The sequence below is a fragment of the Alkalihalobacillus sp. NPDC127517 genome (assembly GCF_050276055.1).
In the GTDB taxonomy this organism is placed as follows: Bacteria; Bacillota; Bacilli; order Bacillales; family Bacillaceae_D; genus Alkalicoccobacillus.
On the sequence record NZ_JBNNQX010000004.1, the window covers coordinates 76,146 to 102,483 of the forward strand.

The 26,338-nt window shown below is 40.1% G+C and carries 28 protein-coding genes; 10 read left to right on the plus strand and 18 right to left on the minus strand.

Translation table 11 applies throughout. The annotated features are described in order from the left end of the window. Nucleotides 1-43: 43 nt before the first annotated feature. The gene (locus tag ACQKKO_RS06135; protein ID WP_498645333.1) at nt 44-253 is read right to left on the minus strand and encodes a YkzI domain-containing protein; all 210 of its coding nucleotides are present in this window, start codon (nt 251-253) and stop codon (nt 44-46) included. 188 nt (nt 254-441) lie between these two features. Between ACQKKO_RS06135 and ACQKKO_RS06140 the strand changes: the two genes are divergently transcribed. Then, a complete protein-coding gene (locus ACQKKO_RS06140; protein ID WP_498645335.1) occupies nt 442-1,083 on the plus strand; it encodes a YktB family protein in 642 nt (213 codons plus the stop codon). Nucleotides 1,084-1,138: 55 nt separating this feature from the next. Here ACQKKO_RS06140 and ACQKKO_RS06145 read toward each other — a convergent pair whose 3' ends face one another. After that, nucleotides 1,139-1,411, minus strand: a complete 273-nt coding sequence (locus ACQKKO_RS06145; protein ID WP_498645337.1) for a UPF0223 family protein — start codon at nt 1,409-1,411, stop codon at nt 1,139-1,141. 119 nt (nt 1,412-1,530) lie between these two features. Here ACQKKO_RS06145 and ACQKKO_RS06150 point away from each other — a divergent pair, with 119 nt between their 5' ends. Continuing rightward, the gene (locus ACQKKO_RS06150) at nt 1,531-3,012 is read left to right on the plus strand and encodes an aminotransferase class I/II-fold pyridoxal phosphate-dependent enzyme (protein WP_498645339.1); all 1,482 of its coding nucleotides are present in this window, start codon (nt 1,531-1,533) and stop codon (nt 3,010-3,012) included. 166 nt (nt 3,013-3,178) lie between these two features. Here the strand turns inward: ACQKKO_RS06150 and ACQKKO_RS06155 are convergent, their stop codons facing one another. Further along, a complete protein-coding gene (locus tag ACQKKO_RS06155) occupies nt 3,179-4,030 on the minus strand; it encodes a polysaccharide deacetylase family protein (protein ID WP_498645341.1) in 852 nt (283 codons plus the stop codon). 304 nt (nt 4,031-4,334) lie between these two features. On the opposite strand from ACQKKO_RS06155, the gene ACQKKO_RS06160 reads away from it, so the two are divergent. Next, nucleotides 4,335-5,951, plus strand: coding sequence for a BCCT family transporter (locus ACQKKO_RS06160; protein WP_498645343.1), 1,617 nt, complete (start codon nt 4,335-4,337; stop codon nt 5,949-5,951). A gap of 147 nt (nt 5,952-6,098) precedes the next feature. Beyond that, nucleotides 6,099-6,506: a hypothetical protein gene (locus ACQKKO_RS06165; RefSeq protein WP_498645346.1), complete on the plus strand. Its 408-nt coding sequence runs from the start codon at nt 6,099-6,101 to the stop codon at nt 6,504-6,506. Between the two features lie 243 nt (nt 6,507-6,749). Here the strand turns inward: ACQKKO_RS06165 and lpdA are convergent, their stop codons facing one another. The 5 genes from lpdA to ACQKKO_RS06190 all read right to left on the minus strand — a co-directional run bounded on the left by lpdA (nt 6,750) and on the right by ACQKKO_RS06190 (nt 12,709). Further along, nucleotides 6,750-8,156 (minus strand): dihydrolipoyl dehydrogenase, encoded by a 1,407-nt coding sequence (gene lpdA / locus ACQKKO_RS06170; RefSeq protein WP_498645348.1) that lies wholly within the window; start codon nt 8,154-8,156, stop codon nt 6,750-6,752. 4 nt (nt 8,157-8,160) lie between these two features. Continuing rightward, complete coding sequence (locus tag ACQKKO_RS06175; protein WP_498645350.1) at nt 8,161-9,438, minus strand: dihydrolipoamide acetyltransferase family protein; 1,278 nt, start codon at nt 9,436-9,438, stop codon at nt 8,161-8,163. 150 nt (nt 9,439-9,588) lie between these two features. Continuing rightward, a complete protein-coding gene (locus tag ACQKKO_RS06180) occupies nt 9,589-10,566 on the minus strand; it encodes an alpha-ketoacid dehydrogenase subunit beta (protein ID WP_498645352.1) in 978 nt (325 codons plus the stop codon). A 3-nt stretch (nt 10,567-10,569) separates the two neighbouring features. Then, the gene (pdhA, locus tag ACQKKO_RS06185) at nt 10,570-11,655 is read right to left on the minus strand and encodes a pyruvate dehydrogenase (acetyl-transferring) E1 component subunit alpha (protein ID WP_479827691.1); all 1,086 of its coding nucleotides are present in this window, start codon (nt 11,653-11,655) and stop codon (nt 10,570-10,572) included. 403 nt (nt 11,656-12,058) lie between these two features. After that, the gene (locus ACQKKO_RS06190; protein WP_498645354.1) at nt 12,059-12,709 is read right to left on the minus strand and encodes a YkyA family protein; all 651 of its coding nucleotides are present in this window, start codon (nt 12,707-12,709) and stop codon (nt 12,059-12,061) included. A gap of 171 nt (nt 12,710-12,880) precedes the next feature. On the opposite strand from ACQKKO_RS06190, the gene ACQKKO_RS06195 reads away from it, so the two are divergent. The 4 genes from ACQKKO_RS06195 (at nt 12,881) to rnjA (ending at nt 15,958) form a co-directional block, all read left to right on the plus strand. Further along, nucleotides 12,881-13,060, plus strand: coding sequence for a YjcZ family sporulation protein (locus tag ACQKKO_RS06195; RefSeq protein WP_343130782.1), 180 nt, complete (start codon nt 12,881-12,883; stop codon nt 13,058-13,060). Nucleotides 13,061-13,174: 114 nt separating this feature from the next. Further along, nucleotides 13,175-13,714 carry a peptide deformylase gene (gene def, locus ACQKKO_RS06200; RefSeq protein WP_498645356.1) on the plus strand — a complete coding sequence of 180 codons (540 nt, stop codon included), beginning with the start codon at nt 13,175-13,177 and terminating at the stop codon, nt 13,712-13,714. A 360-nt stretch (nt 13,715-14,074) separates the two neighbouring features. Continuing rightward, the gene (locus ACQKKO_RS06205; RefSeq protein WP_498645357.1) at nt 14,075-14,287 is read left to right on the plus strand and encodes a DNA-dependent RNA polymerase subunit epsilon; all 213 of its coding nucleotides are present in this window, start codon (nt 14,075-14,077) and stop codon (nt 14,285-14,287) included. Nucleotides 14,288-14,290: 3 nt separating this feature from the next. Beyond that, entirely contained in the window at nt 14,291-15,958 is a 1,668-nt protein-coding gene (gene rnjA / locus ACQKKO_RS06210) for a ribonuclease J1 (protein ID WP_498645359.1), read from the plus strand. 44 nt (nt 15,959-16,002) lie between these two features. Here the strand turns inward: rnjA and ACQKKO_RS06215 are convergent, their stop codons facing one another. Both ACQKKO_RS06215 and ACQKKO_RS06220 read right to left on the minus strand, forming a co-directional pair. Continuing rightward, nucleotides 16,003-16,455, minus strand: coding sequence for a TlpA disulfide reductase family protein (locus ACQKKO_RS06215; protein WP_498645361.1), 453 nt, complete (start codon nt 16,453-16,455; stop codon nt 16,003-16,005). Between the two features lie 81 nt (nt 16,456-16,536). Then, nucleotides 16,537-17,082: a peroxiredoxin gene (locus ACQKKO_RS06220; RefSeq protein WP_369875802.1), complete on the minus strand. Its 546-nt coding sequence runs from the start codon at nt 17,080-17,082 to the stop codon at nt 16,537-16,539. 304 nt (nt 17,083-17,386) lie between these two features. Between ACQKKO_RS06220 and ACQKKO_RS06225 the strand changes: the two genes are divergently transcribed. Then, nucleotides 17,387-18,214: a mechanosensitive ion channel family protein gene (locus tag ACQKKO_RS06225; protein ID WP_498645364.1), complete on the plus strand. Its 828-nt coding sequence runs from the start codon at nt 17,387-17,389 to the stop codon at nt 18,212-18,214. Nucleotides 18,215-18,259: 45 nt separating this feature from the next. Here ACQKKO_RS06225 and ACQKKO_RS06230 read toward each other — a convergent pair whose 3' ends face one another. The 8 genes from ACQKKO_RS06230 to ACQKKO_RS06265 form a co-directional block, all read right to left on the minus strand. Then, a complete protein-coding gene (locus ACQKKO_RS06230; protein ID WP_498645366.1) occupies nt 18,260-18,517 on the minus strand; it encodes a YkuS family protein in 258 nt (85 codons plus the stop codon). A 118-nt stretch (nt 18,518-18,635) separates the two neighbouring features. Next, complete coding sequence (locus tag ACQKKO_RS06235) at nt 18,636-19,769, minus strand: N-acetyldiaminopimelate deacetylase (protein ID WP_498645368.1); 1,134 nt, start codon at nt 19,767-19,769, stop codon at nt 18,636-18,638. Continuing rightward, entirely contained in the window at nt 19,766-20,965 is a 1,200-nt protein-coding gene (locus ACQKKO_RS06240; RefSeq protein ID WP_498645369.1) for an aspartate aminotransferase family protein, read from the minus strand. Before ACQKKO_RS06240 ends, ACQKKO_RS06235 begins: the two co-directional genes overlap by 4 nt. A gap of 82 nt (nt 20,966-21,047) precedes the next feature. Beyond that, entirely contained in the window at nt 21,048-21,764 is a 717-nt protein-coding gene (dapD, locus tag ACQKKO_RS06245; protein ID WP_498645371.1) for a 2,3,4,5-tetrahydropyridine-2,6-dicarboxylate N-acetyltransferase, read from the minus strand. A 74-nt stretch (nt 21,765-21,838) separates the two neighbouring features. Continuing rightward, nucleotides 21,839-22,735 (minus strand): AEC family transporter, encoded by an 897-nt coding sequence (locus tag ACQKKO_RS06250; protein WP_498645373.1) that lies wholly within the window; start codon nt 22,733-22,735, stop codon nt 21,839-21,841. A gap of 189 nt (nt 22,736-22,924) precedes the next feature. After that, nucleotides 22,925-23,965 carry an HD-GYP domain-containing protein gene (locus ACQKKO_RS06255; protein WP_498645375.1) on the minus strand — a complete coding sequence of 347 codons (1,041 nt, stop codon included), beginning with the start codon at nt 23,963-23,965 and terminating at the stop codon, nt 22,925-22,927. Nucleotides 23,966-24,140: 175 nt separating this feature from the next. Further along, on the minus strand, nt 24,141-25,241 hold the full coding sequence (locus ACQKKO_RS06260; RefSeq protein WP_498645377.1) for a mechanosensitive ion channel family protein: 1,101 nt from the start codon (nt 25,239-25,241) through the stop codon (nt 24,141-24,143). Nucleotides 25,242-25,398: 157 nt separating this feature from the next. After that, the gene (locus tag ACQKKO_RS06265) at nt 25,399-25,701 is read right to left on the minus strand and encodes a hypothetical protein (protein WP_498645379.1); all 303 of its coding nucleotides are present in this window, start codon (nt 25,699-25,701) and stop codon (nt 25,399-25,401) included. A 139-nt stretch (nt 25,702-25,840) separates the two neighbouring features. On the opposite strand from ACQKKO_RS06265, the gene ACQKKO_RS06270 reads away from it, so the two are divergent. After that, nucleotides 25,841-26,326 carry a FixH family protein gene (locus tag ACQKKO_RS06270; protein WP_498645381.1) on the plus strand — a complete coding sequence of 162 codons (486 nt, stop codon included), beginning with the start codon at nt 25,841-25,843 and terminating at the stop codon, nt 26,324-26,326. Nucleotides 26,327-26,338: the final 12 nt, after the last annotated feature.

Genomic DNA, 26,338 nt, shown 5'->3' on the forward strand with positions numbered 1-26,338 from the left:
AATCAAAAAAAGCGCAACCATCAAAATGATTACGCTTTCATTTCTATTTACGTATACAACTTTTTGGGTCTTGAAGCTCTAACCATTCTTTTCTAAGTTCAAGCAAGTGTAACTTGCTTTGTGCAATTGCAGAAGTGTCTTCTTTGACGATAGCATCGTGAAGTGTCATTAGTTCATAATCTAATTCCAATTGTAAAACTGGAAGACGAAGCGCCTCATCTCTTTCTTGAACAGGATGGATTAATTTCTCCATCTCTCTCACTCCTTTCAAAACACTAAATCAAATAATTAAAAATTCTGACTTATAAGGTTATTATACATTTTCTAATGATGAAAAGCAATACTAATTCATTAAGGGATTCACAAGCATCATTCATCAATTTTTGCGGGCTTTATGATAGGATAGAATCATCCGATCCACCCGAAAAGGAGTGCTTAGAATTGTTTAAAGGATTTACTCAAAAAGATTTTAACGTGTTTCACATAGATGGTCTCGAAGCAAGAATGGAAGGTATACGCGGAAACATTCAACCTTCCTTTCAAGCGATAGCAGATGAGGTCGTTCCTACACTAAGTACCATTTCAGGCGACGAATTTTTCACTCATATCGCTCAGCATGCCAGACGTAAAGTGAATCCTCCAAATGATACGTGGGTTGCTTTTGCAGCAAATAAAAGAGGCTATAAAATGATGCCTCATTTCCAAGTTGGACTTTATGAATCTCACCTTTTTATCTGGTTTGCAGTTATTTATGAGGCACAAGTAAAATCAAGCTTCGCAAATCAGCTTTTAACAGATGTATCTAAATGGAAACAAACCATTCCTGGAAATTTCTCATGGTCTCTTGATCATATGAAGCCCGAAACGCTAAAGCATGAAGATTTAACAGAGTCAGATCTTAAAGACATGTTTGTTCGCTTACGAGATGTAAAAAAAGCTGAATTACTTTGTGGGGTAACTATCGATCGAAATGACCCTATCTTAACAGACGGACCTGGGTTGCTTTCAAAAATCGAAGAAACCTTCAAAACTGTTTACCCTTTGTATCAAGAAGCTCAGAAGGTTCATTCAATAAGTATGTAATTTATGAAAACAAAAATGGCGACCTCCCTTGTCGGTGGTTGCCATTTCACATTTACTAAGGCATGCGTATACGGTCCGATTCCCCCGCTTTTGCCTTCTGAACCGCACGATAACAAGAAACCTCAGCTTCAGCTTCTTCTTCAAATTCTTTGCACAGCTGTTTTTCTTCGCTTTTTGAAGGAACAATTTCTTTGAAGCGTCGATAACGATTCATTAAATCTGTTCGGGCAATTCCTGATTTTTGATATGCCTCCTCTACTCCTTGAAAAAAATGAATGACATCAACTACTTCCTCTTTTGACCAATCTAATGAAATAGGCATGTTCATCTAGCTCATCCTTCCTAATCTTCCTAGTTACAAAGATCTTTTAATTTGGTATACTCAATTTTGTTTTCCTTTATATTGGCCCGATGTGGCCGACATTATATAGATAGTAGGTGTGCAATTTGCCCAAATCACAACATGTGACACCTTTATTTACAGGTGTTCGAGAACATGCACAAAACCAACCCGTTCAATTCCACATACCTGGCCATAAGCAAGGATCTGGAATGGAACCTGATTTTAGAGCGTTTATTGGCGATAACGCCTTATCTATTGATATGATAAACATTGCACCACTTGATGACCTGCATCACCCATCCGGTATTATTAAAGAAGCACAGGAACTAGCTGCTGAAGCATTTGGAGCCGATCAAACATTCTTCTCTGTTCAGGGAACAAGTGGTGCCATTATGACAATGATCATGTCCGTTTGTAAACCTGGAGAAAAATTGATTGTACCACGAAATGTTCATAAATCCATTATGTCAGCCATTATTTTCTCTGGTGCTATGCCAGTGTTTATCCATCCTGAGATTGACAAAACACATGGAATTTCTCACGGTGTAACTGTATCCTCTGTTGAAAAAGCACTTGATACGCATCCAGATGCAAAAGGATTGTTAGTGATTAACCCAACATATTTCGGCGTAGCAGGAGATCTTGAACACATTGTTGAGCTTGCTCACTCGTACTCCATACCAGTACTTGTAGATGAAGCTCACGGTGTACACATTCACTTCCATGAGAAACTTCCTTTATCAGCTATGCAAGCCGGGGCTGATATGGCCGCAACAAGTGTGCACAAGCTTGGAGGCTCGATGACTCAAAGCTCGATCTTAAATGTTCGAGAAGGGCTTGTTTCTGCTAAAAGAGTTCAATCCATTATTAGCATGCTGACAACAACGTCTACATCTTATTTGCTTCTCTCATCACTAGATGCAGCAAGGAAGCAACTGGCGATTAATGGGCATGATCTTCTTCAAAAGACGATAGATCAAGCTCAACATGCGCGCAATCAAATTAATGCTATTGAAGGGTTAAACTGTTTAGGAGATGATCTTCTCTTATCAGAATCCGCCTACTCTTACGACCCAACAAAACTAATTGTTTCGTTAAAAGGGTTATCGATGTCAGGTCATGATGCAGAGGTTTGGTTAAGGGAACAATATAAGATCGAAGTTGAGCTTTCAGACTTATATAATATACTGTGTATTGTATCCTTTGGCGATACAGAAGAAACGATACAAATATTGATTTCGGCTCTTCAAGAAATGGCCAAACAATTTAAAGCTGATGAAATTCATGAACCAAACGATATCTCCATTCTCGTACCGGATGTTCCAACTCTTGCCCTTTCACCACGAGATGCTTTTTATGCGGATGTTGAAGTTATCCCCTTTAAAGAATCAGCAGGACGGATCATCGCTGAATTCATTATGGTTTATCCTCCAGGAATCCCTATTTTAATTCCTGGTGAAGTAATTACTAGCGAAAATCTAGCTTACGTTCAAAAAAACCTTGAAGCAGGATTGCCTGTACAAGGCCCTGAGGATGAAAGTCTAAAAACACTACTCGTAATTAAAGAACAGCACGCCATACAATAGATAATTAAAAAACATACTAAGTTTAGTGGGGCTGGGTAAAACATTAATGTAAACACGCAAATAGCAATAAATCCGCTACAGGAAATACGAATGGCGAATGATTCGATAGTTGAATCATTCGCCATTTTTAACTTTATTTTCAGTTTTGTCCCAGACTCTTTTTTATTTATTCAATCGCATGCGAATCAACAAATTCATATCCTTTGTCTCTTAATCCATCCACAATATCTGAAAGTGCTTCATTCGTCCATTCCCGATCATGCATTAGCAGGTTTGCCCCATTCTGGACAAACTCGTTATTTACCATAATATCAGCTAATGCATCCGCCGTTTGATAATCCACTTCCCAATCATAACCGTACGTCCAATTCATTAACGTCATTCCCTCTTCGGCAACCAGATCCTTTGAAAAATCTGTGTTTGAACCAAAAGGTGCTCTAAAGAAGCGAGGGCGCTCCCCTATAATTTCTTCCACTTGATCATTCACGCTCACAATTTCTTCTCGTTGCTCTTCCTCACTGATTGCCTTCAAATCAGGATGTGTTGCTGTGTGATTGCCAATCTCAAAGCCCATATTATGTATTTCTTTTAATCGTTCTTTTTCTTCATCCGTATGTAGAAAATGTCCATTCACAAAAAAGATAGCCGAGACATCTTTCTCTTTTAGCGTTTCAGCCATTTCTACAGCGTGTTGGTCCGGTGCATCATCAATGGTTAAAAGCACAACTTCTGAATCTGCATCCTCAATTGGTTCAACAGTCCAAATCACATCATTGATTTTATATTCCTTTTCTACTTCTTCTGACTCTTGCTCTGTTGTTTCCGCTTCCTGCTCTTCCGATTCCTCTGACTCTAGTTCCTCTTCTTGCTCATCATCAGCTTCCAAATCCGTCGTTGTCTCTACATTCTCTTCTTGATCTTGTCCTTCTTCCGGTTCATTTATCTCCTGATCCGCTTGCGTTTGACACGCTGCAAGCATCAGCACACAAACCGAACTTAAAAACATCGTTCGTTTCATTTAAATTCCCCCTCTATTTATCCGTTTGAGTTGCAAGTAATCTTAACAAAAAATTCCTTATTGCGACAAGTATTCGCAGAATGATTCATCATTGTTACACACTTTAGAATTGATTCGGTAAAAAAAGAAATAATAAGATTCGACATCACTCATAATAATTCGTCAAAAATGTTTAACATCGTCGATTTGGTGGTAAATAACAGTCTGATAAGTCCATTTTTGCTCCTATGTTCGGTTTGTACTTATATCACAAGTATGATAGCGTAGGGAACGTTGCACATCTTTCAAAGGGGAGAAAAAGAATTTGAAAAAAACAACATCAGTATTCACAATTTCAATAATTATCGCATTAGCCTTTATTCTATGGGGGGTTATCTTCCCGAATAACCTAGATTCTGTTACTGCCCTTATCCAAGGATTCTTAACAAATCAATTAGGTTGGTTTTATTTACTAGCTGCAACGGCTTTTGTTGCATTTAGTATTTACTTAATATTTAGTCCGTATGGCAGAATTAAGTTAGGAAAACCTGATGAGAAACCACAATACAGTTTCCTTACATGGTTTGCCTTTCTATTTACTGCAGGTATGGGAATAGGACTCGTGTTCTGGGGTGCAGCTGAACCAATTAGTCATTTCCACACACCATTTAGAGCAGATCCAGACACAAATCAAGCTGCTGCTGAAGCCATTCAATATTCAATGTTTCACTGGGGAATTCATCCTTGGGCCATCTATTCTGTTGTTGCACTATGCCTTGCTTACTTTCAGTTCCGTAAGGATGAGCCTGCTATGTTTAGTTCTACACTTCGACCAATTGCAGGGAATAGAGTAGACGGTGGATTAGGTACGACGATTAACGTGTTTGTTGTAATTGCAACTGTATTTGGTGTTGCAACTTCACTAGGATTTGGTGCCGCACAAATATCCGGAGGGTTAGGATTTTTATTTCCAGCTATCTCTAATATGAACCCGACAGTTCTTAATTTAATTGTGATTATCATCGTTACCGTTTTGTTTAGTATTTCTGCATTAACTGGAATTGATAAGGGTATCCGTTACTTAAGTAATCTAAATGTATATCTTGCGATTGCCCTTATGTTGTTTATACTTTTTGCAGGTTCTACCGCTTATATGATGGGTGTTTTCACACAAGGTATCGGTAACTACCTACAGAATTTCATTAACATGAGTTTTTCACTAGATATCTATGATGCAGAAAACACATGGATACAAGATTGGACTTTATTCTATTGGGCATGGTGGATCTCATGGTCGCCATTTGTCGGATCATTTATCGCCCGTGTTTCTAGAGGCCGTACAATTAGAGAGTTTGTAATTGGAGTTATTGCCGTTCCAGCCTTATTTGGTGCATTATGGTTCTCTGTATTTGGTGGAGCTGCCATTCAACTTGAACGTTTAGGAAGTAATTTTGGTGATATGATTACATCATCAGGAGAAGAAGTTGCTTTATTTGCTTTGCTTGAACAATTTCCATTAACTATGTTTGTATCGATTGTTGCATTAATTCTCATCGCTTCATTTTTTGTTACATCTGCCGATTCAGCTACGGTTGTGTTAGGAATGCAAACAACAAATGGCATGTTAAACCCTCCTAATGTCGTTAAACTAGTTTGGGGTCTAATTATCTCAGGTACAGCAGCCGTTCTGCTTACATCAGAACAAGGATTAACCGCCTTACAGACGACAGCCATCATCGGAGCCTTTCCTTTCACCTTTATCATGATTTTAATGGTTATTGCTCTCATGAAGTCATTAGGAGAAGAAAAACCATTACTTGCTCAAGATAAAGAAAGACTTCGTCAAGAACGCGCACGACTTAAAAGTGAACAAAATAAATTAAAAGAAGAAAAAGAAAAGTTTAGAAAAGCTAAAATTGATAGCTTGAAAAATAAAAAATAAATAAAGAAAGCCGAGAATTCCAACGAATTCTCGGCTTTTTTCTTACTATCTATTTCTATTTCATTACAATTATGTTACCTCGTCTCTTAACTTAATAAAACATGATAAACTTAAAAAAAGTGATGGATCGGAAGGGCGTGAGTGAGTGTGAATAAATGGCTATATCTCATTTGTACAGTGGCATTATTGTTCCTGACAAGCTGTATTGCTGCGTCAACCTCTGCCTCGAACCCTATTGAAGAAGCTGATGAAGACACTCCGGTAGCCGTGTTATTCTCCGATGCTGATAACCCAGAGAAAGAACAAGAAACGATTTACTATGATGCTCTTATTGAATTATCCAGTAATCATCCTGATGAAATGCCTCAGCTCGTTATTGTTGACTCCTCTGAACAGGAAAAGATCCAATACTTTAATGTCGAACAGTTCCCGACCATTTTATGCCTAGATGGTGACGATGTCTCTCTTAGAATAGAAGGTATAAATAAAAAGGAAGAGATCCTAACTCTTTTATCTAATCTTCTTGAATTGAACCTAAAACTTGGACAACTATAAGTGTTTCACATACACTTCCCCATATTTTAAAATCCTCATAGAAATTATCTATGAGGATTTTTATTTGATCCTTATCCTACGTTCAAATCACATGCCTAACCGTACAGACAGGCCCCTGAAGATCTTTTACCTCATTTCGCAACTTTAGTTATCGATCTTGCGAGTAAGTCGCTTAGAACGCTCGTCAGTGCCCATTTGAACAATTGCTAAAAAAAGCCTCCCCAATGAGGGAGGCTTTTCTAATTACATGATGTGAATTGGAGAACCTAGAGCAACTTCTGCTGCTTCCATCGTGATTTCACCAAGTGTTGGATGCGCATGAATGGTAAGAGCGATATCTTCCGCTGTCATACCCGTTTCAATTGCAAGTCCTAGCTCAGCAATGACGTCAGATGCATTAACACCAGCAACCTGAGCTCCAATTAGAAGGCCATCTTCTTTACGAGTGATAAGCTTCATGAAGCCTTCAGTGTCGTTAAGAGAAAGAGCACGTCCATTTGCAGCATATGGGAATTTAGATGCTTTTACATCATAACCAGCTTCTTTTGCTTCAGCTTCAGTGTAACCAACTGTCGCTAACTCTGGATCAGAGAAACATACGGCCGGAATTCCTAAGTAGTCAATCTCAGACTTCTCGCCTGCGATTACTTCAGCTGCCACTTTACCTTCATAAGAAGCTTTGTGTGCAAGAGCTGGTCCTTCAACGATGTCACCAATTGCATAGATGTTCTTCACGCTTGTACGAGTTTGTTTATCAATCTTGATTAGACCACGGTCAGTCATTTCAATACCGATTGCTTCAAGTCCAAGCTCATCTGTATTTGGCTTACGTCCTACTGTTACTAGTAGGTAATCAGCTTCGATTGCTTGCTCTTCCCCACCAATTTCAGCTTTTACTGTTACGCCATCAGCAGACTCATCAACACCAAGTGCTTTCGCATCCGTGTGAATCGTCACATTGTTCTTTTTCAATCGTTTTTCAACAAGCTTAGCCATCTGCTTTTCAAATCCAGGAAGAATTTGTTTCGCCCCTTCAATGATTGTTACTTCAGAACCAAGGTTAGAGTAAGCACCTGCAAGCTCAACTCCAATGTATCCTCCACCAATTACAACAAGCTTCTTAGGTACTTCTTTAAGAGCTAGTGCACCAGTAGAACTGATTACACGGTCAGTAAACTTAAATGCTGAAAGTTCAATTGGGCTAGAACCTGTAGCAATGATGCAGTTTTTGAATTTGTACGTTGTCGCACTGTTTTCGTCTGCTACTTTTACCGTATCTTCAGAAGAGAAGTAAGCTTCTCCTTGAACGTAGTCAATTTTGTTTCCTTTGAAAAGTCCTTGTACTCCACCTGTTAATTTATTTACAACAGATGATTTCCATTCTTGTACTTTATCGAAGTTCACTGAAACATTTTCAGCTACAATTCCAATATCATCAGAATGTTTAGCAGTATGGAACTTATGACCAGCAGAGATAAGCGCTTTAGAAGGGATACACCCAACGTTTAAGCAAACTCCTCCGATTGTCGCTTTCTCAACTACTGTTACTTTTTGTCCTAGTTGTGCTGCACGAATTGCTGCAACATATCCCCCTGGACCTGAACCAATGACTAGTGTGTCTACTTCGTTAGCGAAATCTCCTACAACCATTTGTTTAACCCTCCATTAAAAGTAATTGCGGATCGTTTAACAAGCGTTTAACGTGATTGACTGCATTTTGAGCTGTTACTCCATCAATTAGACGGTGGTCATAACTGAATGAAAGTGCAAGCATTGTTGCAACAACGATTTCCCCGTTTTTCACTACAGCTTTGTCTTCAATACGACCAATACCAAGGATTGCAACTTCAGGGTGGTTAATAACTGGTGTAAACCATTGACCACGAGCTGAACCAAGGTTAGAGATCGTAATTGATCCGCCTTTCATTTCAGCACCAGAAAGCTTACCATCACGAGCTTTTACAGCTAGATCATTAATATCATCAGCAAGCTCATAAATAGACTTACGATCAGCATTTTTCACAACTGGCACAACAAGACCTTGCTCTGTATCAGCAGCAATACCGATGTTGAAGTACTTTTTGTATACAATTTCTTGTGCTTCATCATCAATTGAAGCGTTAAGAGCTGGATACTTCTTGATTGCAGATGTTAATGCTTTAACAACATAAGGAAGGTACGTTAGCTTCGTTCCTTGCTCAGCTGCTTGCTCTTTGTACTGCTTACGGTGCGAAACAAGATTTGTTACTTCAATCTCATCTAAGTGCGTAACGTGTGGAGCAGTGTGTTTAGAATTAACCATTGCTTTTGCAATTGCTTTACGGATTCCTTTAAGTGGAACACGCTCTTCAAGTTCTTCAGAAGAAGCAGCTGGTGCAGATGTAGATGCAGAAGAAGTTGTTTTCTCTTCTTTTGTTTCTTCAGTAGACTCAGCAGACGGCTGATCGCCAGATAGATACGCGTCGATATCTTCTTTTACAACTCGTCCGTTTTTACCAGAACCACTAACTGCTTGGATCTTAACGTCTTTTTCACGAGCGTATTTACGTACAGAAGGCATAGCGATCACACGGCTATCGTCGTTTTCGTCTTCAGATTGAGCTTCTTTAGAAGATGCTTCAGACTTTTCTTCTTTCGCTTCTTCTTTTGGAGCTTCCTCTTTTGCTTCTTCTTTAGCAGGCTCAGCATCACCAGAACCGTCATCAATTGTAAGGATAACGTCTCCTACAACACTAACTGTTCCTTCTTCAACTTTAACCTCAATAATCTTACCATCAACTGGAGATGGAAGTTCAACAACGGATTTGTCGTTTTGAACTTCTAGAAGAATATCATCCTCTTTTACTTCGTCTCCTGCTTTAACAAACCATTTTACGATTTCACCTTCGTGGATACCTTCTCCCACTTCAGGAAGTTTATATTCATATGCCAAGCTTAAGCGCCTCCTTCATTATACCTTGATTTCACCATGCTTAAAAGGAAAGAACGACACCTTGTGACAGATTCGGACATGATTTGGTCATACCTAAGCCTTGCCACACGGTTTCGTTTCCTTTTTTGTTTAGAGCTTTAACTCTTATAATTAGAAGTTAATAACTTCTTTTGCTTTTTCAACGATATCTTTGTGGTTTGGTAACCAAAGATCTTCAGCTGTTGCAAATGCGTACACTGTATCAGGTGCTGTTACACGTAGAACTGGCGCTTCTAATGAAAGAATGGCACGTTCTGTAATTTCAGAAACCACGTTCGCAGCAATACCTGCTTGCTTTTGTGCTTCTTGAACAACAATTGCACGGCTTGTTTTCTCGACAGATGCAATGACTGTTTCAACATCAAACGGGCTAATTGTCATTAAGTCGATAACTTCTGCTTCAATTCCCTCTTCAGCAAGCTCTTCAGCCGCTTTAAGAGAAGCTTGTACCATTGCACCATAAGCAACGATCGTAATGTCTTTACCTTCGCGCTTAATATCTGCTTTTCCAAGCTCAATTGTGTACTCTTCCTCAGGAACCTCTTGACGGAATGAGCGGTAAAGTTTCATGTGCTCAAGGAACACAACTGGATCATTATCACGAATTGCAGAGATGATTAATCCTTTTGCATCATATGGATTAGAAGGAATAACCACTTTAAGTCCAGGCGTTTGAGCCATTAGACCTTCAAGTGAATCTGCGTGCATTTCAGGTGTTTTTACACCGCCACCAAAAGGTGAACGGATTGTAATCGGCATTGTTTGCTTTCCACCTGAGCGGTAACGCCAGCGAGACATTTGACCAGCAACCGAATCAAATACTTCGAATACAAATCCGAAGAATTGGATTTCCATAACTGGACGGTGATCCGTTAGCGCAAGACCGATTGCTAAACCACCAATACCAGACTCAGCAAGTGGTGTATCAAATACACGATCCTCACCAAATTCTTTTTGAAGATTTTCAGTTACACGGAATACTCCACCGTTGTTTCCTACGTCTTCACCAAAAACAAGTACATCTTCATTTGTTTTAAGCTCATTACGAAGACCATCCGTAATTGCTTGAGCCATTGTCCAATTACCCATGACTTAGTTCGACTCCTTTGCCGTAAATTCTTCCAATTGCTCGCGAATATTAACAGGAGCTTCATCAAACATATTGTTAAGCATTCCAGTAACCTTCATCTTAGGCTCTTGGTCCGCTTTTTTGATTGCTTCTTTAATTTCTTCTTTTGCTTTTTCAGTTACTTCGTTTTCTTGCTCTTCGCTCCAAAGCTTTTTCGCTTCAAGGAATTTGCGGAAACGAATAAGTGGATCTTTTTTCGCCCACTCATCATCCTCTTCAGAAGTACGGTAGCGTGTTGGGTCATCCCCTGCCATCGTATGAGCACCATAACGATACGTTAACGTTTCGATTAATGTCGGACCTTCACCAGCAAGCGCACGCTTACGAGCTTCAGACGTTGCTGCGTATACCGCTAGTACGTCCATTCCGTCTACTTGGATTCCTTCGATACCAGCAGCAACAGCTTTTTGTGCAATTGTTTTTGCAGCAGACTGCTTCTCAACTGGAACAGAAATCGCAAAGCGGTTGTTTTGTACAACAAATACTGCAGGTGCATTGTAAGCTCCAGCAAAGTTCATTCCCTCATAGAAATCCCCTTGAGATGCTCCACCGTCACCAGTGTATGTGATACAGATGTTTTCTTTTTTCTTACGCTTAAGTCCTAGAGCTACACCAGCAGTTTGAATAATTTGTGCTCCAATGATGATTTGTGGAACAGCAACATTCAAGCCATCCGGGAATTCACTTCCCGCAACGTGTCCGCGTGACCATAGGAACGCTTGATATAGCGGAAGGCCGTGGAATACAAGTTGTGGAATATCACGGTAACCAGGAAGAATCCAATCTTCTTTATCTAATGCAAAATGCGAACCAAGCATAGATGCTTCTTGTCCGGCCATTGGTGCATAGAAACCAAGACGCCCTTGACGGTTAAGTGCAATGGCACGTTGGTCCCAGATACGCGTATAAACCATACGACGCATTAACTCCTGTAATTGTTCGTCGCTTAAATCAGGCATAGCTGATTCATTAACGACTTCGCCTTCCTCATTTAGAATTTGGAAGGTTTCAAATTGCTCTTCTACTTGCTCAATGGTTTTTGTACCCAATTTGTCCACCTCATCCTTTCATATTCAACGTTCGCGACCGTCTAACTTTATTGGCGTGCAAGAACATACAAAGTTCACTCAGTTAGGATACCCAATGTCTAGCTATCCATAACCTGAAACATCCATAATGAAACGTATTTGTATCTGTTGTTGCACGATTGAAATTATGACAATTGCGAGCTAAGAACAACAAAAACTTAGAGTATAACTGTATTAGTTGCAATTAAAAAATACTGATACACTCTGTTACTTCATCTAGTCTACATTACCAGTGTTAATTCAGTCAATTCTTTTGTTTTAATCAGAATGGTGACGCTTGTCTCTTCACTCAAAAACTGTTAAAAAGATGCATCTGTGTTATACAGCACATCCTTTTATACTGGTACAGTTTCGGTGAATTGTATTAGTCGAATGTCACATTTAGATCAGCAGACTCATAAAACGATCGCTTTGCTTGGTTGTATGTATCCGTTTGTTGATTAAATTGCTCTGTTGCTTCCTTCAATTCATCATACTTACTATTTACTTGGTCAATATGATCCTCAAGCTCTTCTACATTTAAATCCTCTTGTGCAAGCAGCTCATACAAAGTTTGGTCAAGATCCAATGATTCCGCGTACAAATCGTGTAAGGAGTTGTAACTTTCGTACCGTTGTTCTACTGCCACCTGAACTTCTTCTGCATGCCCTTTTGCCTCTTCGTTTTCAATGTTTTCAGTTTCAGGCTCGGCTTTAATCGCTTCTTCGTGTCCTGCATCAATTCCGTTTTTCTCTTCTGCTAAGAAACCTCTTCTTTCGTCAACAGATGAAATCAACTGATCCGTAAGTGAGACAATTTGATCGTAATCATCCATTCCAAGCTCAATCACTTCTTCATACCATTGTTGTTCCTGTTCTTCCGCCTCTTGCAATAATGATTGATTTTCAGTATAAGCAGATTCTTCTTCAACCCCGGCCTCTAAATGATCATAAACTGTTTTCTCTGGATTAGAGTTGCACGCAGCAAGCATCGCACCTAGAGAAATGACAGAGAAAAGTCCTACTAGTTTCTTCATAATTCTTTCCCTCCTCATTCAACATCTTTTAAAGTGTGACACACTTCGAGAAAGTCCGTCAATTAAAATAAGGGCAAAGAGTATGGGCATTCGTCCAGCCACATTTTTTGCCTGTGCATATGGTATGAGTGAATCGTCTATTAGGCGATATAACAAAGGAGGGTTTTACAAATGGGATACGGATATGGTGGACATTGTCATGAGTGTTATGATCCTTGTGGATACGGATATGGTGGACCAGTAGGCGGCTATGGTCATGAAAAAGGCGGGAACGGATTTGCTTTAATCGTTGTTTTATTCATCCTATTAATTATCGTTGGAGCTTGCGGGCTTGGTGGAGGCTACAAATAAGCAAGGTTCACAATAAGGGGTTGCCCCCCCTTATTACATAGATTTTTTCTTTAATCCTTGCTATTTGCCCGACTTCTTTTTAAAGTATAGCTAGAGATTAAAGGAGTGAATGACATGTTAACCATGAAAGACATCGTGCGCGAAGGAGACCCAGTCTTACGAAAAGTAGCTGAGCCTGTTGCCCTCCCCCCTTCCGAAGAGGATATAAATACATTAAATGAAATGCTTGATTACTTAATTAACAGCCAGGATCCTGAAGTAGCTGAGAAATATGATCTTCGGCCTGGAATCGGAATTGCCGCGCCACAAATCGGCGTTTCTAAACGAATGTTTGCTCTTCATTTAATCGATGAATGGGATAACGAATACAGCCTCGGATTAATAAACCCTCGCATTATTAGTCATTCTGTTGAAGAAACACAGCTTGAGAATGGCGAAGGTTGTTTATCTGTTGAACGCCCAATCGAAGGATTAGTGCCTCGCTATGCTAGAGTTACAGTAAAAGCAACGACAATAGAAGGCGAAGAAATTAAAATGCGGTTAAAGGGCATTGCCGCCATTGCATTTCAACATGAGCTAGATCATTTAAATGGCATTATGTTTTATGATCGGATTGAAGAATTTGAAGATACCTTAAAGGTAGATCTATCATAATAAATTGTAAAAGATGAGGCGATGGCCCTCGTCTTTTTTTGTTTTTTCGCAAGAAAAAATTACCTGCAAGATTTGGTTAGTAGTCTCGCATACTAACCTTAAAAGAATGTATTCGTGTATGAACTTGGAAAGGAGCCTAAACGATGTTACGTAAATTAAAACAAAAACTCATTAAAAGCTGCAAAAACTTATTACCGAAAAGTCGTCTTCTTGAGGTTTAAATGCCTGTTTTACTGAGAAAACTGGGTGACAACTAGAAAGCGAACCTGAATTTAATTTCGCTTTCTAGAAAAGAATCAATGAAATAAACAGGGCATTGCTTTATAATGGGTGTTAAACAATGTCTAAGGAGAGGTAAGTATGAGTATATTTAAAGTATTTTTTCAAGAATCACCAACGGAGGTTCCTGTTCGTGAATGGACGCAAACCGTTTACGTTGAAGGCGAGTCCGAAGCAGATGTTCGTAAAAAGCTAATTGATCGCAAGTATAATATTGAATTTGTAACAAAACTCTCTGGAGCTCATCTTGAGTATGAGCAAGCAAATGAAGCATTTAAAACGGAGAACGTGTAATAAATGAAGCAAACTAAAAACAACCAAACAGCCGTATTTGCTTTAGGTGGTTTGGGAGAAATCGGTAAAAACACCTATGCTGTTCAATTTCAGGACGAGATTATTTTAATAGATGCCGGAATTATGTTTCCAGAGGACGAACTTCTTGGTATTGATTATGTTATCCCTGATTATACGTATCTTGTTAAGAATGAAGATAAAATTAAAGGTCTATTCATCACACATGGTCATGAGGACCACATCGGTGGAGTGCCTTACTTATTGAAAGCTGTAAATGTACCAATCTATGGTGGGAAACTTGCTTTAGGACTACTTAAAGGAAAACTTGAAGAACATGGCCTGCTGCGTACAGCAAAACTCCATGAAATTCAAGAAGAAGATGTCATTAAGTTCACAAAAACATCTGTTTCCTTTTTCCGAACAACTCATAGTATCCCAGATGCCTATGGAATTGTTGTAAAAACGCCTCCTGGTAATGTAGTACATACGGGTGACTTTAAATTTGATTTCACTCCTGTAGGAGAGCCTGCTAACTTAACAAAGATGGCTAAGATCGGTGAAGATGGTGTTCTTTGCTTGCTTTCAGATAGTACAAATAGTGAGATTCCTGAGTTCACAATGTCTGAACGTAAGGTTGGAGAAAGCATTGATGGTGTTTTTCGTAAGGTAGATGGTCGTATTATTTTTGCTACCTTTGCATCGAATATACACCGCCTTCAACAGGTCATTGAATCGGCTGTTACACACGGTCGAAAAGTAGCTGTTTTTGGTCGTAGTATGGAATCGGCAATTAATATTGGACAAGACCTTGGGTACATTAATGCACCTAAGAGTACGTTTATCGACTATTCTCAGCTGAATAAGCTTCCTGATAGTCAGGTTGTCATTCTTTGTACGGGTAGTCAAGGTGAACCAATGGCCGCTCTTTCTCGTATTGCCTTTGGTACGCATCGTCAAATTCAAATTATTCCTGGTGATACGGTTGTATTCTCTTCTTCGCCTATCCCGGGTAATACATTAAGCGTAAGTAAAACAATTAATCAACTGTACCGCGCTGGTGCGAATGTGATTCATGGTCCCCTAAGTGACATTCATACGTCTGGACATGGTGGACAAGAAGAACAAAAGCTAATGCTTCGTTTAATGAAACCAAAATATTTCCTTCCGATTCATGGTGAGTACCGGATGCTCAAAATGCACAGTAAGCTTGCTCAGGACTGCGGCGTTGCAGCAGAAAACTGCTTTATTATGGACAATGGCGATGTACTTGCCTTACATCCGGATGAAGCAGGTATCTCAGGTAAGGTTCCATCAGGTTCTGTTTATGTTGATGGAAACGGAATTGGCGATATCGGAAACATCGTTCTGCGTGACCGACGCATTTTATCAGAGGAAGGTCTTGTCATTATTGTTGTTAGCTTAAATATGAAAGAATTCAAAGTGACAGCTGGACCTGATCTTATCTCACGTGGCTTCGTTTACATGCGTGAATCAAGTGATTTAATATATGAAGCTCAAAAGCTTTTAGCGAAACACTTGGATACAATCATGGAGCGTAAAACCACGCAATGGTCTGAAATTAAGAATGAATTGGCCGATACACTTGGACCATTCTTGTATGAAAGAACAAAACGTAAGCCGATGATCCTACCGATTATCATGGAAGTATAATAAAAAAGAAGCGATCATCTTGGATGATTGCTTCTTTTTACGTTCTATTCTTTTATTCCTAGTACGCGATTCACACGCTTTGTCAGCATTTTCATCCCGCCGCCACCTGCTTGGAAATGACGTAGCTGCCCTTCTTCATCAAATACATAATAAGACGGCACGTATTCATTTTCAAATGCATCTGTTAGCTTGTGCTCACTATCAACAAAGATTGGCTGATCAATGTTGTGCTCAGCTGCTACTTTTTTGATTTCTTCAAGATCCAGATCTTTCTCAGAACGCGGCATATGAACCGCCACCACGTTTAATTGATCTTTGTACGTGTCACGAAACTCATTCACATTTGGCATAGCTTCCTTACATAAACCACAGCTGATAGACCAAAAATGAATCAGTGTCGGTTTTGATCCGACTAAGTCTCCCTTAGTTACTTCACCATTTAACCATTCAGTCGCACCATCTAGTGCAGGCATTTGCGAACGTAGTTTTAAAGCCATATGATCATCTCCCTTTCTATTTATGTAAACGAAAAGGCCTAACGGCAAATGGCTAGGCCTTTTCATACAACTCAACATTATTTATAGAGTTGCTTGTCCTGGCTTCCAGTTTGCTGGGCAAAGTCCACCAGTTTGAAGTGCTTGAAGTACACGTAGTGTTTCATCAACATCGCGGCCGATGTCATTGTGGTTCACAACGGAATATTTTAATTCGCCTTCTGGATCGATGATGAACAATCCACGTAAAGCAATTCCTTCGTCCTCGATTAGTACACCGTACTCACGAGAGATAGCGTGGTTTGTATCAGCAGCAAGAGAGTAGTTCAGGTCGCCTAGACCATTCTCATCACGAGACGTGTTAATCCATGCTTTGTGCGTGTGGATCGTATCTGTTGAAACCCCAACGATCACTGCATCAAGATCTTCGAATTCATCATTACGATCACTTAGTGATGTAATTTCTGTTGGACATACAAATGTAAAGTCCATTGGATAGAAGAATAAAACTGTCCACTTATCGTTTTTCATGTTTTCTTCAAGACTTACTCGTCCAAATTCTTTGTTCGGGAATACAGCCTCCATATCAAATCGAGGTGCTTGTTTACCTACCATACGTTTATCAGACATACTAATTCCTCCTTCAAGTGAATCAATGCTTTTTTACCTTAGTTATTATAAAAGAGCCACATTTTTTAGTCAATGTTATGTAAGAATTAATGTAAAATAGTGATCTCTTTTATGACAAGTTCTAAGATGTAGTTTACCCAGTAAATGTTTGAATAAACGACACTGTTCAACATAAGTATACTTCTTTTTTAACGAGTAAGGAAATGATATGGCTCCTACCACTTCATTTGAGATTCTCATGTGCCTATGCTAGGATTTAAGACGTTATCATATATTGCTGATTGTGTAGGAGCTGATGGAGAAAATGAGTAATTGGTTAGATGAATTGAATGTCGGAGCACTGCTTGAGAGCGGAATTTTGTTAATTGGGCAATTAGTTTTGGCCTTTATCGCCTTTTATGTGGCAAGAGCCATTGGACGCAAGGTCATTTCACAAGCATTTGCTAAGATGAAAGATCAACGAAATATATCTGCAGGAAGAAGTCACACTTTAGAAAAACTCACTAAAAATATTCTTTCATACGTGCTTATTTTTATTTTAGTCACGTTTATTGCTGAGATGTTTGGATTGTCTCCAGGTGCACTTATTGCAGGAGCCGGTGTCGTTGGACTAGCGATTGGCTTTGGTGCGCAAGGTCTAGTAAGTGACGTTGTAACAGGCTTTTTCTTACTACTTGAAAAACAAGTAGATGTAGGCGATTATGTAACCATTGCCGGCTTAAATGGTGTAGTTGAAGAGGTTGGTCTACGAACAACACAAGTGCGCGGATTTGATGGAACCTTATCGTTTATTCCAAACCGAAATATAACAGATGTTCATAACCATTCACGCGGAAACATGCGAGCCTTAGTAGATGTCAGTGTCCCATTTGATGATGATATGGATACAACAATTCAACTGATCCAAGAAGCTTGTCTTGAGCTTGGAGAGGTGAAAGAGTTTATTAAAGAAGGTCCCGATGTTTTAGGTGTGGAAGACTTAACTTCTTCTCTCGTTACCATTCGAGTGATTGCTAAAACAGAAAATATGCATCAATGGACAGTCGAACGTCGCATTCGCCAGGCTATTAAGCAGGCAATGGAGAAAAAAAGTCAGCTAGACGAAGCTGAATCAACAAACGACGAAGACTAATCTTAAAAAACCAGGTGAGAATTCACCTGGTTTTTTGTGTACACATTATGAATGAGTTTGGTTGGTTAATGTATGCTCCACTCTTTGGCAAACATCCATTGCAGACATCCCATCTGCATTGATCACTGTTCCATTTGTCACATGATCTTGAATTCCCATCACATTCTGATCTTGGCCAGAGATGACACAGCAGTCACAAGAGGTTGCATCACTTTCTTGCTTAAGTGATACCACATCATACCCTTTAGATGTGAGTTCCTCGCTAACAGCTGTTAATGATTGTTCAACGCCAATACGCGCCATATCTATTTCCTCCCTTTAGATAAAGTTCGTGCGTAGCTAGGTTGCCCTCTGGACTAACAGTTATGCATGATGCTTCATCATCAGTTTCGAGTAAAATAGTACAACAATAATCGCCGCTTTATGCCTGTTCCATCTTCCATGTAAGGTACTCGATTAAATGAGAAACAGCTATTTGGATAGCAGCCTCGTCCGGGAGCAGACGAGCATCGTGAAGGCCGTATGGACTGTTGACCCCTAACCAGAACATAAATCCGGGAATCTGCTCAAGGAAGTAACCAAAGTCCTCTCCAGTCATAGCTGCTGGCGCCTCAATAAGATCCACGTTTGGATTTTGTGCGGCGAAGTTCATGTATTCCTTTGTCATAGCCGGATCATTTGAAACCTGACAGTAATTACTTCCATAGTCAATTGTCAGCTCACATTCAAAAGCAACCTCGATCCCTTTAGCAATTGCCTCGATCCGACGTTTCATTTCAATCATTGATTCAATCGACAAGCTTCGAATGGTCCCTTCCACTCTTGCTGACTCTGCAATAATGTTCTGCTTCGTTCCACCTTGAATCACACCAATTGTCACGACGCCAGAATCAAGTGGATCAATATTACGAGCAACAATCGTTTGTAGCTGTGTCACAAAATGACTAGCTGCTACAACCATATCACGTGCCGTATGTGGATAGGCTGCATGTCCGCCTTTGCCTTTTAGATCAATAAAAAGCTCTGAAGTGTTCGCAAAAAGTAACCCCTCACGTGTTGAAACAGTTCCTACCGGAAGCTCTGGTGCAATATGCAACGCAACCATTTGGTCTGGCCAAAAATCCTTCAACACTTGCTCATCGAGCATTGGTTTCGCACCACCTGGCCCTTCTTCTGCCGGTTGAAACACAAAAACGAGGTTATCCTTCGGTTGCTGTGTTGAAAAGTGAGAAAGCACACCTAAGGCAATGGTCATATGAAAATCATGACCACACGCATGCATCATGTTTTCGTGTTCTGAAGCAAATGTCTCAATTCCTGAACGTTCAGCAATCGGTAATCCATCCATATCCGCTCGATATGCGAGGGTTTGCTTTGGGTCTGATCCCTTTATATACACGAGTACACCCGTACGCCACAGCTTAATCTTCCAATACTCCTGGGCTAGTGGTTCAAGTATCTCCAAAATGAGTTGCTGTGTTTTAAATTCTTTAAACCCAACCTCTGGAATTTGGTGGAACCGACGTCTTAGAGCCGTTAATTCTTCGGTCTTCATTCTGTCACCTCTTGTAATACTTCGTTAAACAATGTTAAGAAATCATTCATTTGTTCATCACTTACAATGAGAGGTGGCAGTAACCGGATGATTGTTTGTTGTGTGACATCCACCAACATCCCTCTCTCAAGAAGCTTTTGCTGAATCAACTTGACTGATTTCGGTTCAAGCTTTGTGACCACACCAATCATCATTCCTAAGCCACGAATTGAATCAATCTTATCTGCATGCTCTTCCCTTAACCCTTCAAGTCCATCTAATAGTATCTTAGATGCACGTCTTCCGTTATCGAGCACGCCATCATCAAGAAGTAGCTTGAGTACTGTATTACCGAGAGCCGCACTAAGTGGAGATGGAGCAAAGGTTGTCCCGTGATCCCCCGGCTTAAACAAGTCCTTGTGGGCCTCTTTTACAATGATCCCACCTAGAGGAAGTCCTCCCCCGATCCCTTTTGCAAAAAGAACAACATCCGGTTGAACCGTTGTATGCTGATACGCAAAAAGCTCGCCTGTTCGTCCAATGCCTGTTTGAATTTCATCCATACAGAAAAGCACACCATACGTTTCACATAACGCCGCCGCTTGCTCGATATACGAGGCTTCTAGAGGGAGAACTCCTCCAGAACCTAAAACAGGCTCCATTAAAAGCGCGGCCGGTTTCTGTTCGCGTAAGATGGTTTCCAAGCCTTCCAAGTCATGTGGTTCAACATCGTATACAGGAAAATCACTTACAGGAAAGTCCTGGTATACGCCAGGCTGTCTCGTTAATTTCAGTGCACCAAGCGTACGACCGTGAAAGCTTTTTTTAAGAACGACGATTCCATCTCTTTGTTCCTGTGTTTTTGTCCATTTATGAATAAGCTTAACAACAGCCTCTGTCGCTTCAGCACCTGAATTCGTGTAAAACACTCGACCGGGGAACGTCTCTTGAATCAATCGTTCAGCAAGCTCAACGGCCGGCTTGTTCACATACAGGTTTGAGATATGCAGAAACTTTTCGCCCTGATCTCTTAGGGTCTGAACAATGTCAGGATGTGAATGACCTAAGATATTCACAGCAAGGCCGGTAATAAAATCAAGATACCGTTTCCCGTCCTCATCGATTAATTCAGCACCCTCACCTCGTTCAATGACTAGCGGCAATCTACCATATGTATTCATAAGTGCTTGTTGATTTCGCTCATTCCAATTTGACACGTAATCACTCCTCAATAAATCGAATACAGAAAAACCTTGTCACCTGTACTGGCGACAAGGCTTCTCCCTATCTACATTTCTATTAGTCGTTTAGACGACGAAGTTCTTGTTTAATTTCTGTTTTACCTTTTGTTTTTTCATCAATTTCTTTAATCACGCGTGCAGGTGTTCCAGCAACCACTGTATTAGAAGGTACATCTTCTGTAACGATGGCTCCAGCAGCTACAACGGCTCCTTTACCTACTGTTACGCCTTCAAGAACCACAACGTTTGCACCAATGACAACATCATCTTCTACGATAACAGGCTTAGCAGAAGGTGGCTCAATCACACCAGCAAGAACAGATCCAGCACCAACGTGGCAGTTCTTACCAACTGTTGCACGTCCACCAAGAACAGCGTTCATGTCGATCATTGTTCCTTCACCGATGACAGCTCCAATATTAATGCTTGCGCCCATCATAATCACTGCGCCTTTTCCGATTTCAACTTGATCACGGATAATCGCGCCCGGCTCAATACGTGCTTCAATTCCTTTAAGATCTAAAAGTGGAATAGCAGAATGACGACGATCGTTTTCAACAACGAAGTCTTCAATGTTTGCTTGATTCTCTTGAAGGACTGCGTTGATTTCGTCCCACTCACCAAAAACAACCCCAGTTTGTCCATTTATAAAGGCTTTTGTTTCTCCGCCAAAAGAAATCCCTTCAAGATTTCCTTTAATATGTACTTTTACAGGTGTTTTCTTTTTACTTTCAGAGATAAACTTAATAATTTCATTTGCATCCATTTGATTCATGACTTTATCCTCCTAGCAATTACGTTCAGTATACTCACAATCATAAAGATTTAACTGTAAAAATGCAACGCTTATCATCCAAGGATCATAATTAAGATTGTGATCGTTGGAATGCTGATCAGGGTTGTGATCAACGTTACACTTGAAACAAGCTTTGGCTGCGCTTGAAATTGGACAGCGTACATCACAATCGTTGCCGCAGATGGCATCGCAGCAGAGACAATGAGTACCTTACCGAGTAATGGATCGAGCGGCATGAGTGATACCAGTCCCCATGCAAGAATAGGTGAAATGAACATACGCAGGATTACGCTAAATGTAATATTGGCCCAGTCGAAATTCCCCCACTTGATCATTGCCAGTTGCATACCTAAAATGACCATAACCATCGGGATCGCCGCATCTGATATCAGATCAACTGTTCCAAACAAATTGTCAGGTATGTTCACTTGAGCAAAATTAAGAATGAGAGCAAGAACAGCTGCATAAGAAGCAGGCATTTTCACAACAGACCGCATCGCTATTCTTATACCGGCTTTTCCTTTAACCGCATAATAGACGCCAAAGAAATTCATTAGGATGGATTGAAGCACCATAGCAGAGATAGCAAATTGAAATCCTGCCTCCCCGTACGCAAATAAAATAATCGGTGTACCGTAGTTTCCGGTGTTCATAAATGCCGTCGATAAAATGAGTGCATTTTCCGTGGATAGATCAATCTTGCGGATTTTCGTATAAATCTTACACATAAAAATGATGAGAAACATTAACACAAAAGAAAAAAGAACCATATAACTGTATTGGCTATTTAACTCTGTCTCATAAAAAGTCTTAAATACAAGACAAGGTGTCATCACATATATCGCCATGGTAGAAATAGGGCGGATATCAACCTTGGCCACACGTTGAAGAATGTATCCAATCATAAAAATTAAAATGACGGGCAGGACTACCTGAATAAATATTGTCAAAACAAAAGAACTCCTTTTCACGTTTCTGCCGTGTCAGTATATCATACTCTTTGTTTTAGGTTAGAGGGGTGTCTGGCATGTAACGCCTGCCAAGAGTTCTAAAGTAAAAAAAATACAAAAAGCAAATGATCCCTCACAGAGTCATTTGCTTTTTGCGTTACGCTTCACATTAACTTTTCACCACTATGTTTAGTCAACAATCTTCTCAATGAAAACGGTTGGATGTTTCAGTAGATTAATATCTACAGCTTGGAAGTCCCCATGTCCGTGGCCTTCTACTTTAAAAATTCGTACAAACGGCCTTTGAGGTATGCCATCATTTTGCGCAGATACTACCCCGTATTCGCCTGTCGATAATACCACCTGGATACCGGTCGGATAAAAAGCGATTGTTTTGAGAAAATGTGACACAATTTGATGACCGTAGCGCACTCCCGTTAAGCCCATAATAATTTCACACGCTTCATGTGGCAGCATCCGTCCACCAGGTCTAAGTGGGCTGATTAGATGGTCAAACGCGTTTGCGACCGCAACAATTTTGGCGAACACATGAATATCTTTTTCAAGTAACTGACGAGGGACCCCACCTCCATCAACATGCTCATGATGAGATAATGCAATGTGCGCGGAGAGGGCACTCATCTCACTATTTTTACGCAAGACATTAAATCCTCTCCATGTATGGTCGTCCCCCATTACGACTTTGGGTTCATCATCTTTTGAGGAAGCCATCTTCCCAATGTCATGCATCAAGGCTCCCGTTGCAAGCTCATACAGCTTGGCCCTTGTTAATCCGAGACGAACGCCAACAATCGTCGAGATCATACACACATTTAGAGAATGGACAAACAGCCCGTTATCCTCCGTTCTCATGTCAGTTAAGCTTAATAATGACTGACTATGTCCAAGGATTTCTTCGACAATCTGCTTCACAGATTGTTGAATCGATTTTAATTCAAACCCTTGCCCCTCTTGTACAAATTGAAAAGACTCTGTTAAATTAGCAAATGTTTCTCTTTTTACTTCCTCTGAAACAAGGTCTTCTTTTTTAATTTCCTTGTCAAAGGGGTCCTGAAGATACACTGCCTTAATCCCCAAGCGTTTTAAACGGTTAATTAATGCTGGAGTCAGGGATGCGCCTTCATTTAGCAATACCCTGCCATCACTTGTATAAATTTGTTTCCCTAGTTTTTCGTTAGCCTGCGTCAGTTCTATGGTCGTATAGCGCATGATGAAGCCCCTTTGGTCAGAATACTCTTATTATACTAATCTTCTTCCTTTTATCGGTTCTTTTTTTGTTAATTCTTACGTTTTGCATATAAATAGGGCTAGAGTCACGGGCAAGTCGCCGTCTCGTTATAGAACAAAAAAAAGAGCGATCGCGTTGGATCACTCTTCTCACATTCTATTCTTTCACTTCATGGTTTACGACATCAAGTGGCTCCTCGGACATGACTAGATTAGCCGGTGCAGATACATGAATGTCTTCTTCCTCTAGTACTTCAAGAATACGGAAGTGGGCTTTTTCTCGTATCTCCATAAACGGCGCCCATTGGTTGGTTTCTGTGAAATAGGTGACCATCAAGTTGTAGCTTGATTCAGCAAATTCTTCAAACCTAACAATGACCGTGTCTGTTGCGATTTCTTCAAATAATTGTAGCTCCTGATCAATCCGATCTCTTAGTTTTTGTAGCTTCTGACTAGAGGTAGATTGTCTGATTCCTAAGCTAAAGTAAACACGTCTTCTTCCCATCTCTGTCCAGTTGGTAATGGCTTCATTTGCAAGCGTAGAGTTTGGAATAACAACTAATGTATCGGAGAAGGTGCGAATTTTTGTGCTTCTAAACGTAATATCCTCTACTCCACCTTCGACCGTTGGTGTCTCAATCCAGTCCCCTTTTTTAAATGGACGTTCCGTAATAATAATAATTCCACCAAAGAAGTTACCAATTGTGTCTTGGGCAGCAAGGGCAAAGGCTAGTCCACCAATTCCTAGACCAGCAACAAAGGTACTAATGTCAAATCCCCAGTTATCAAGAATAATGATAAAGGTAACAATCACCACTAATACTCGAAGGATCTTTGAAACAAAAGGAATAAGCATACTTTCTTCTTGTAGCTCTGCTTTTTTTGCAATGTTCGTAACCGCATTTGAGTAATAAGTCATGTAATTATATAAGCCCCACCCTATGGTGAAGATAATGAATGACCGATATAAGCTTTGAACAAAAGGCCTAAGCGTTATGTTTGAGTACTCTAAGTATTGTAAGGCAAGATATGTACCGATCACTACAAATAAGAAGCGTAATGGCTTTTCATAGGATTTTAAAACATCTCGAATGACTTTCGTTGAGGTACGTTTTGATAAGCCCAATACTACCTTTTTTGTTAGAGTTGTGAACATTTTTCTAAAAACCAAGAACACTAAAAAGATAGCAATGGATAAGCCAATATTTATCCAGTCCAGGTTTATTATTTTTTCTATATATTGATTCAAACGTTCCATAGAGGCTCCTCCCCGTACTTCTATTTCTTTTGTTTATAAAGGATACCCGCTATGTGGTCCGTTTTTCAACCAATAACCATTGTCCGCCAGCCACATTTTCTTCTTTTTCGACAAAAAGTAGCTCAAGCATAGGCTTGAGCTAGAAAAATGATTCCTTTTAAAATGGATCATGGTCCAATGTTTTTTGAATAACCTTTGCAAGCTCAGGTTTTGTTGTTTCTTTTTTTGCGTCAGAATGTGGAATCGCTGCTTCTACTACATCCTTTAATCCTGAAAGAACATCGTCACCTGATTCCATCATGGCATTTGTCATATCATGACTCTCTTCTTTATAATCTATTGCTTTTTTCTTAATGGCTTTTGTGTTTGTTAAGGCATAAAGACCTGCCGCTGCCAAAAATCCGCCAGCTGCTCCACCGATCATATACCCCGTATGATTTTGTTTTTTTCGTTTGAACATCTTTTTCACCTCTTTTCTGTTATCGTGTGTAGCAGAGACGATATTATACATAGTTTAAAAAAGGTTATAGTCTATGCTAGAATAAATAAGACTAACTCCTTACAATGAAAGGATTTATTTTTTAGGAAAGGTGTTTATCATGAAAAAAGGACTACTCGCATTCTCCATTGTTGCCCTTTTCATGATTGCAAGCTGCGCTATTGGGCAGAATCAATCAGATCAGCAAGGGCCCGGTTCCCTTGATACGCTTGAGGCTGAAATACACGCACCAAGTGAAACGGCTTTGGATGAACCTGTTGTGCTACAAGTATATGTTACTTACGGCGCCGAGCCTCTTACCGATGCCAATCGTGTAACGTTTGAAATTTGGAAAAATGGTCATCGCGCTACAGGGGAACTAATCGACGCAGAGGAATCTGATCCCGGTGTGTATTCACTCGAAACAACATTCAACGAGGATGGCATTTATCATATACAGTCCTTTGTTGAAGCAGGAAGCGAACAAATTGAGCCGACTGTTCGTGTCATAGCCGGAGATGTTTCAGAAACAGAGCTCGAAGCGGCCGAACAAGAGTTTCAACAAGAAGAAGATCAAGAAAAAGCACAGGAATCTAAACCAGATTAATTAATGATAAAT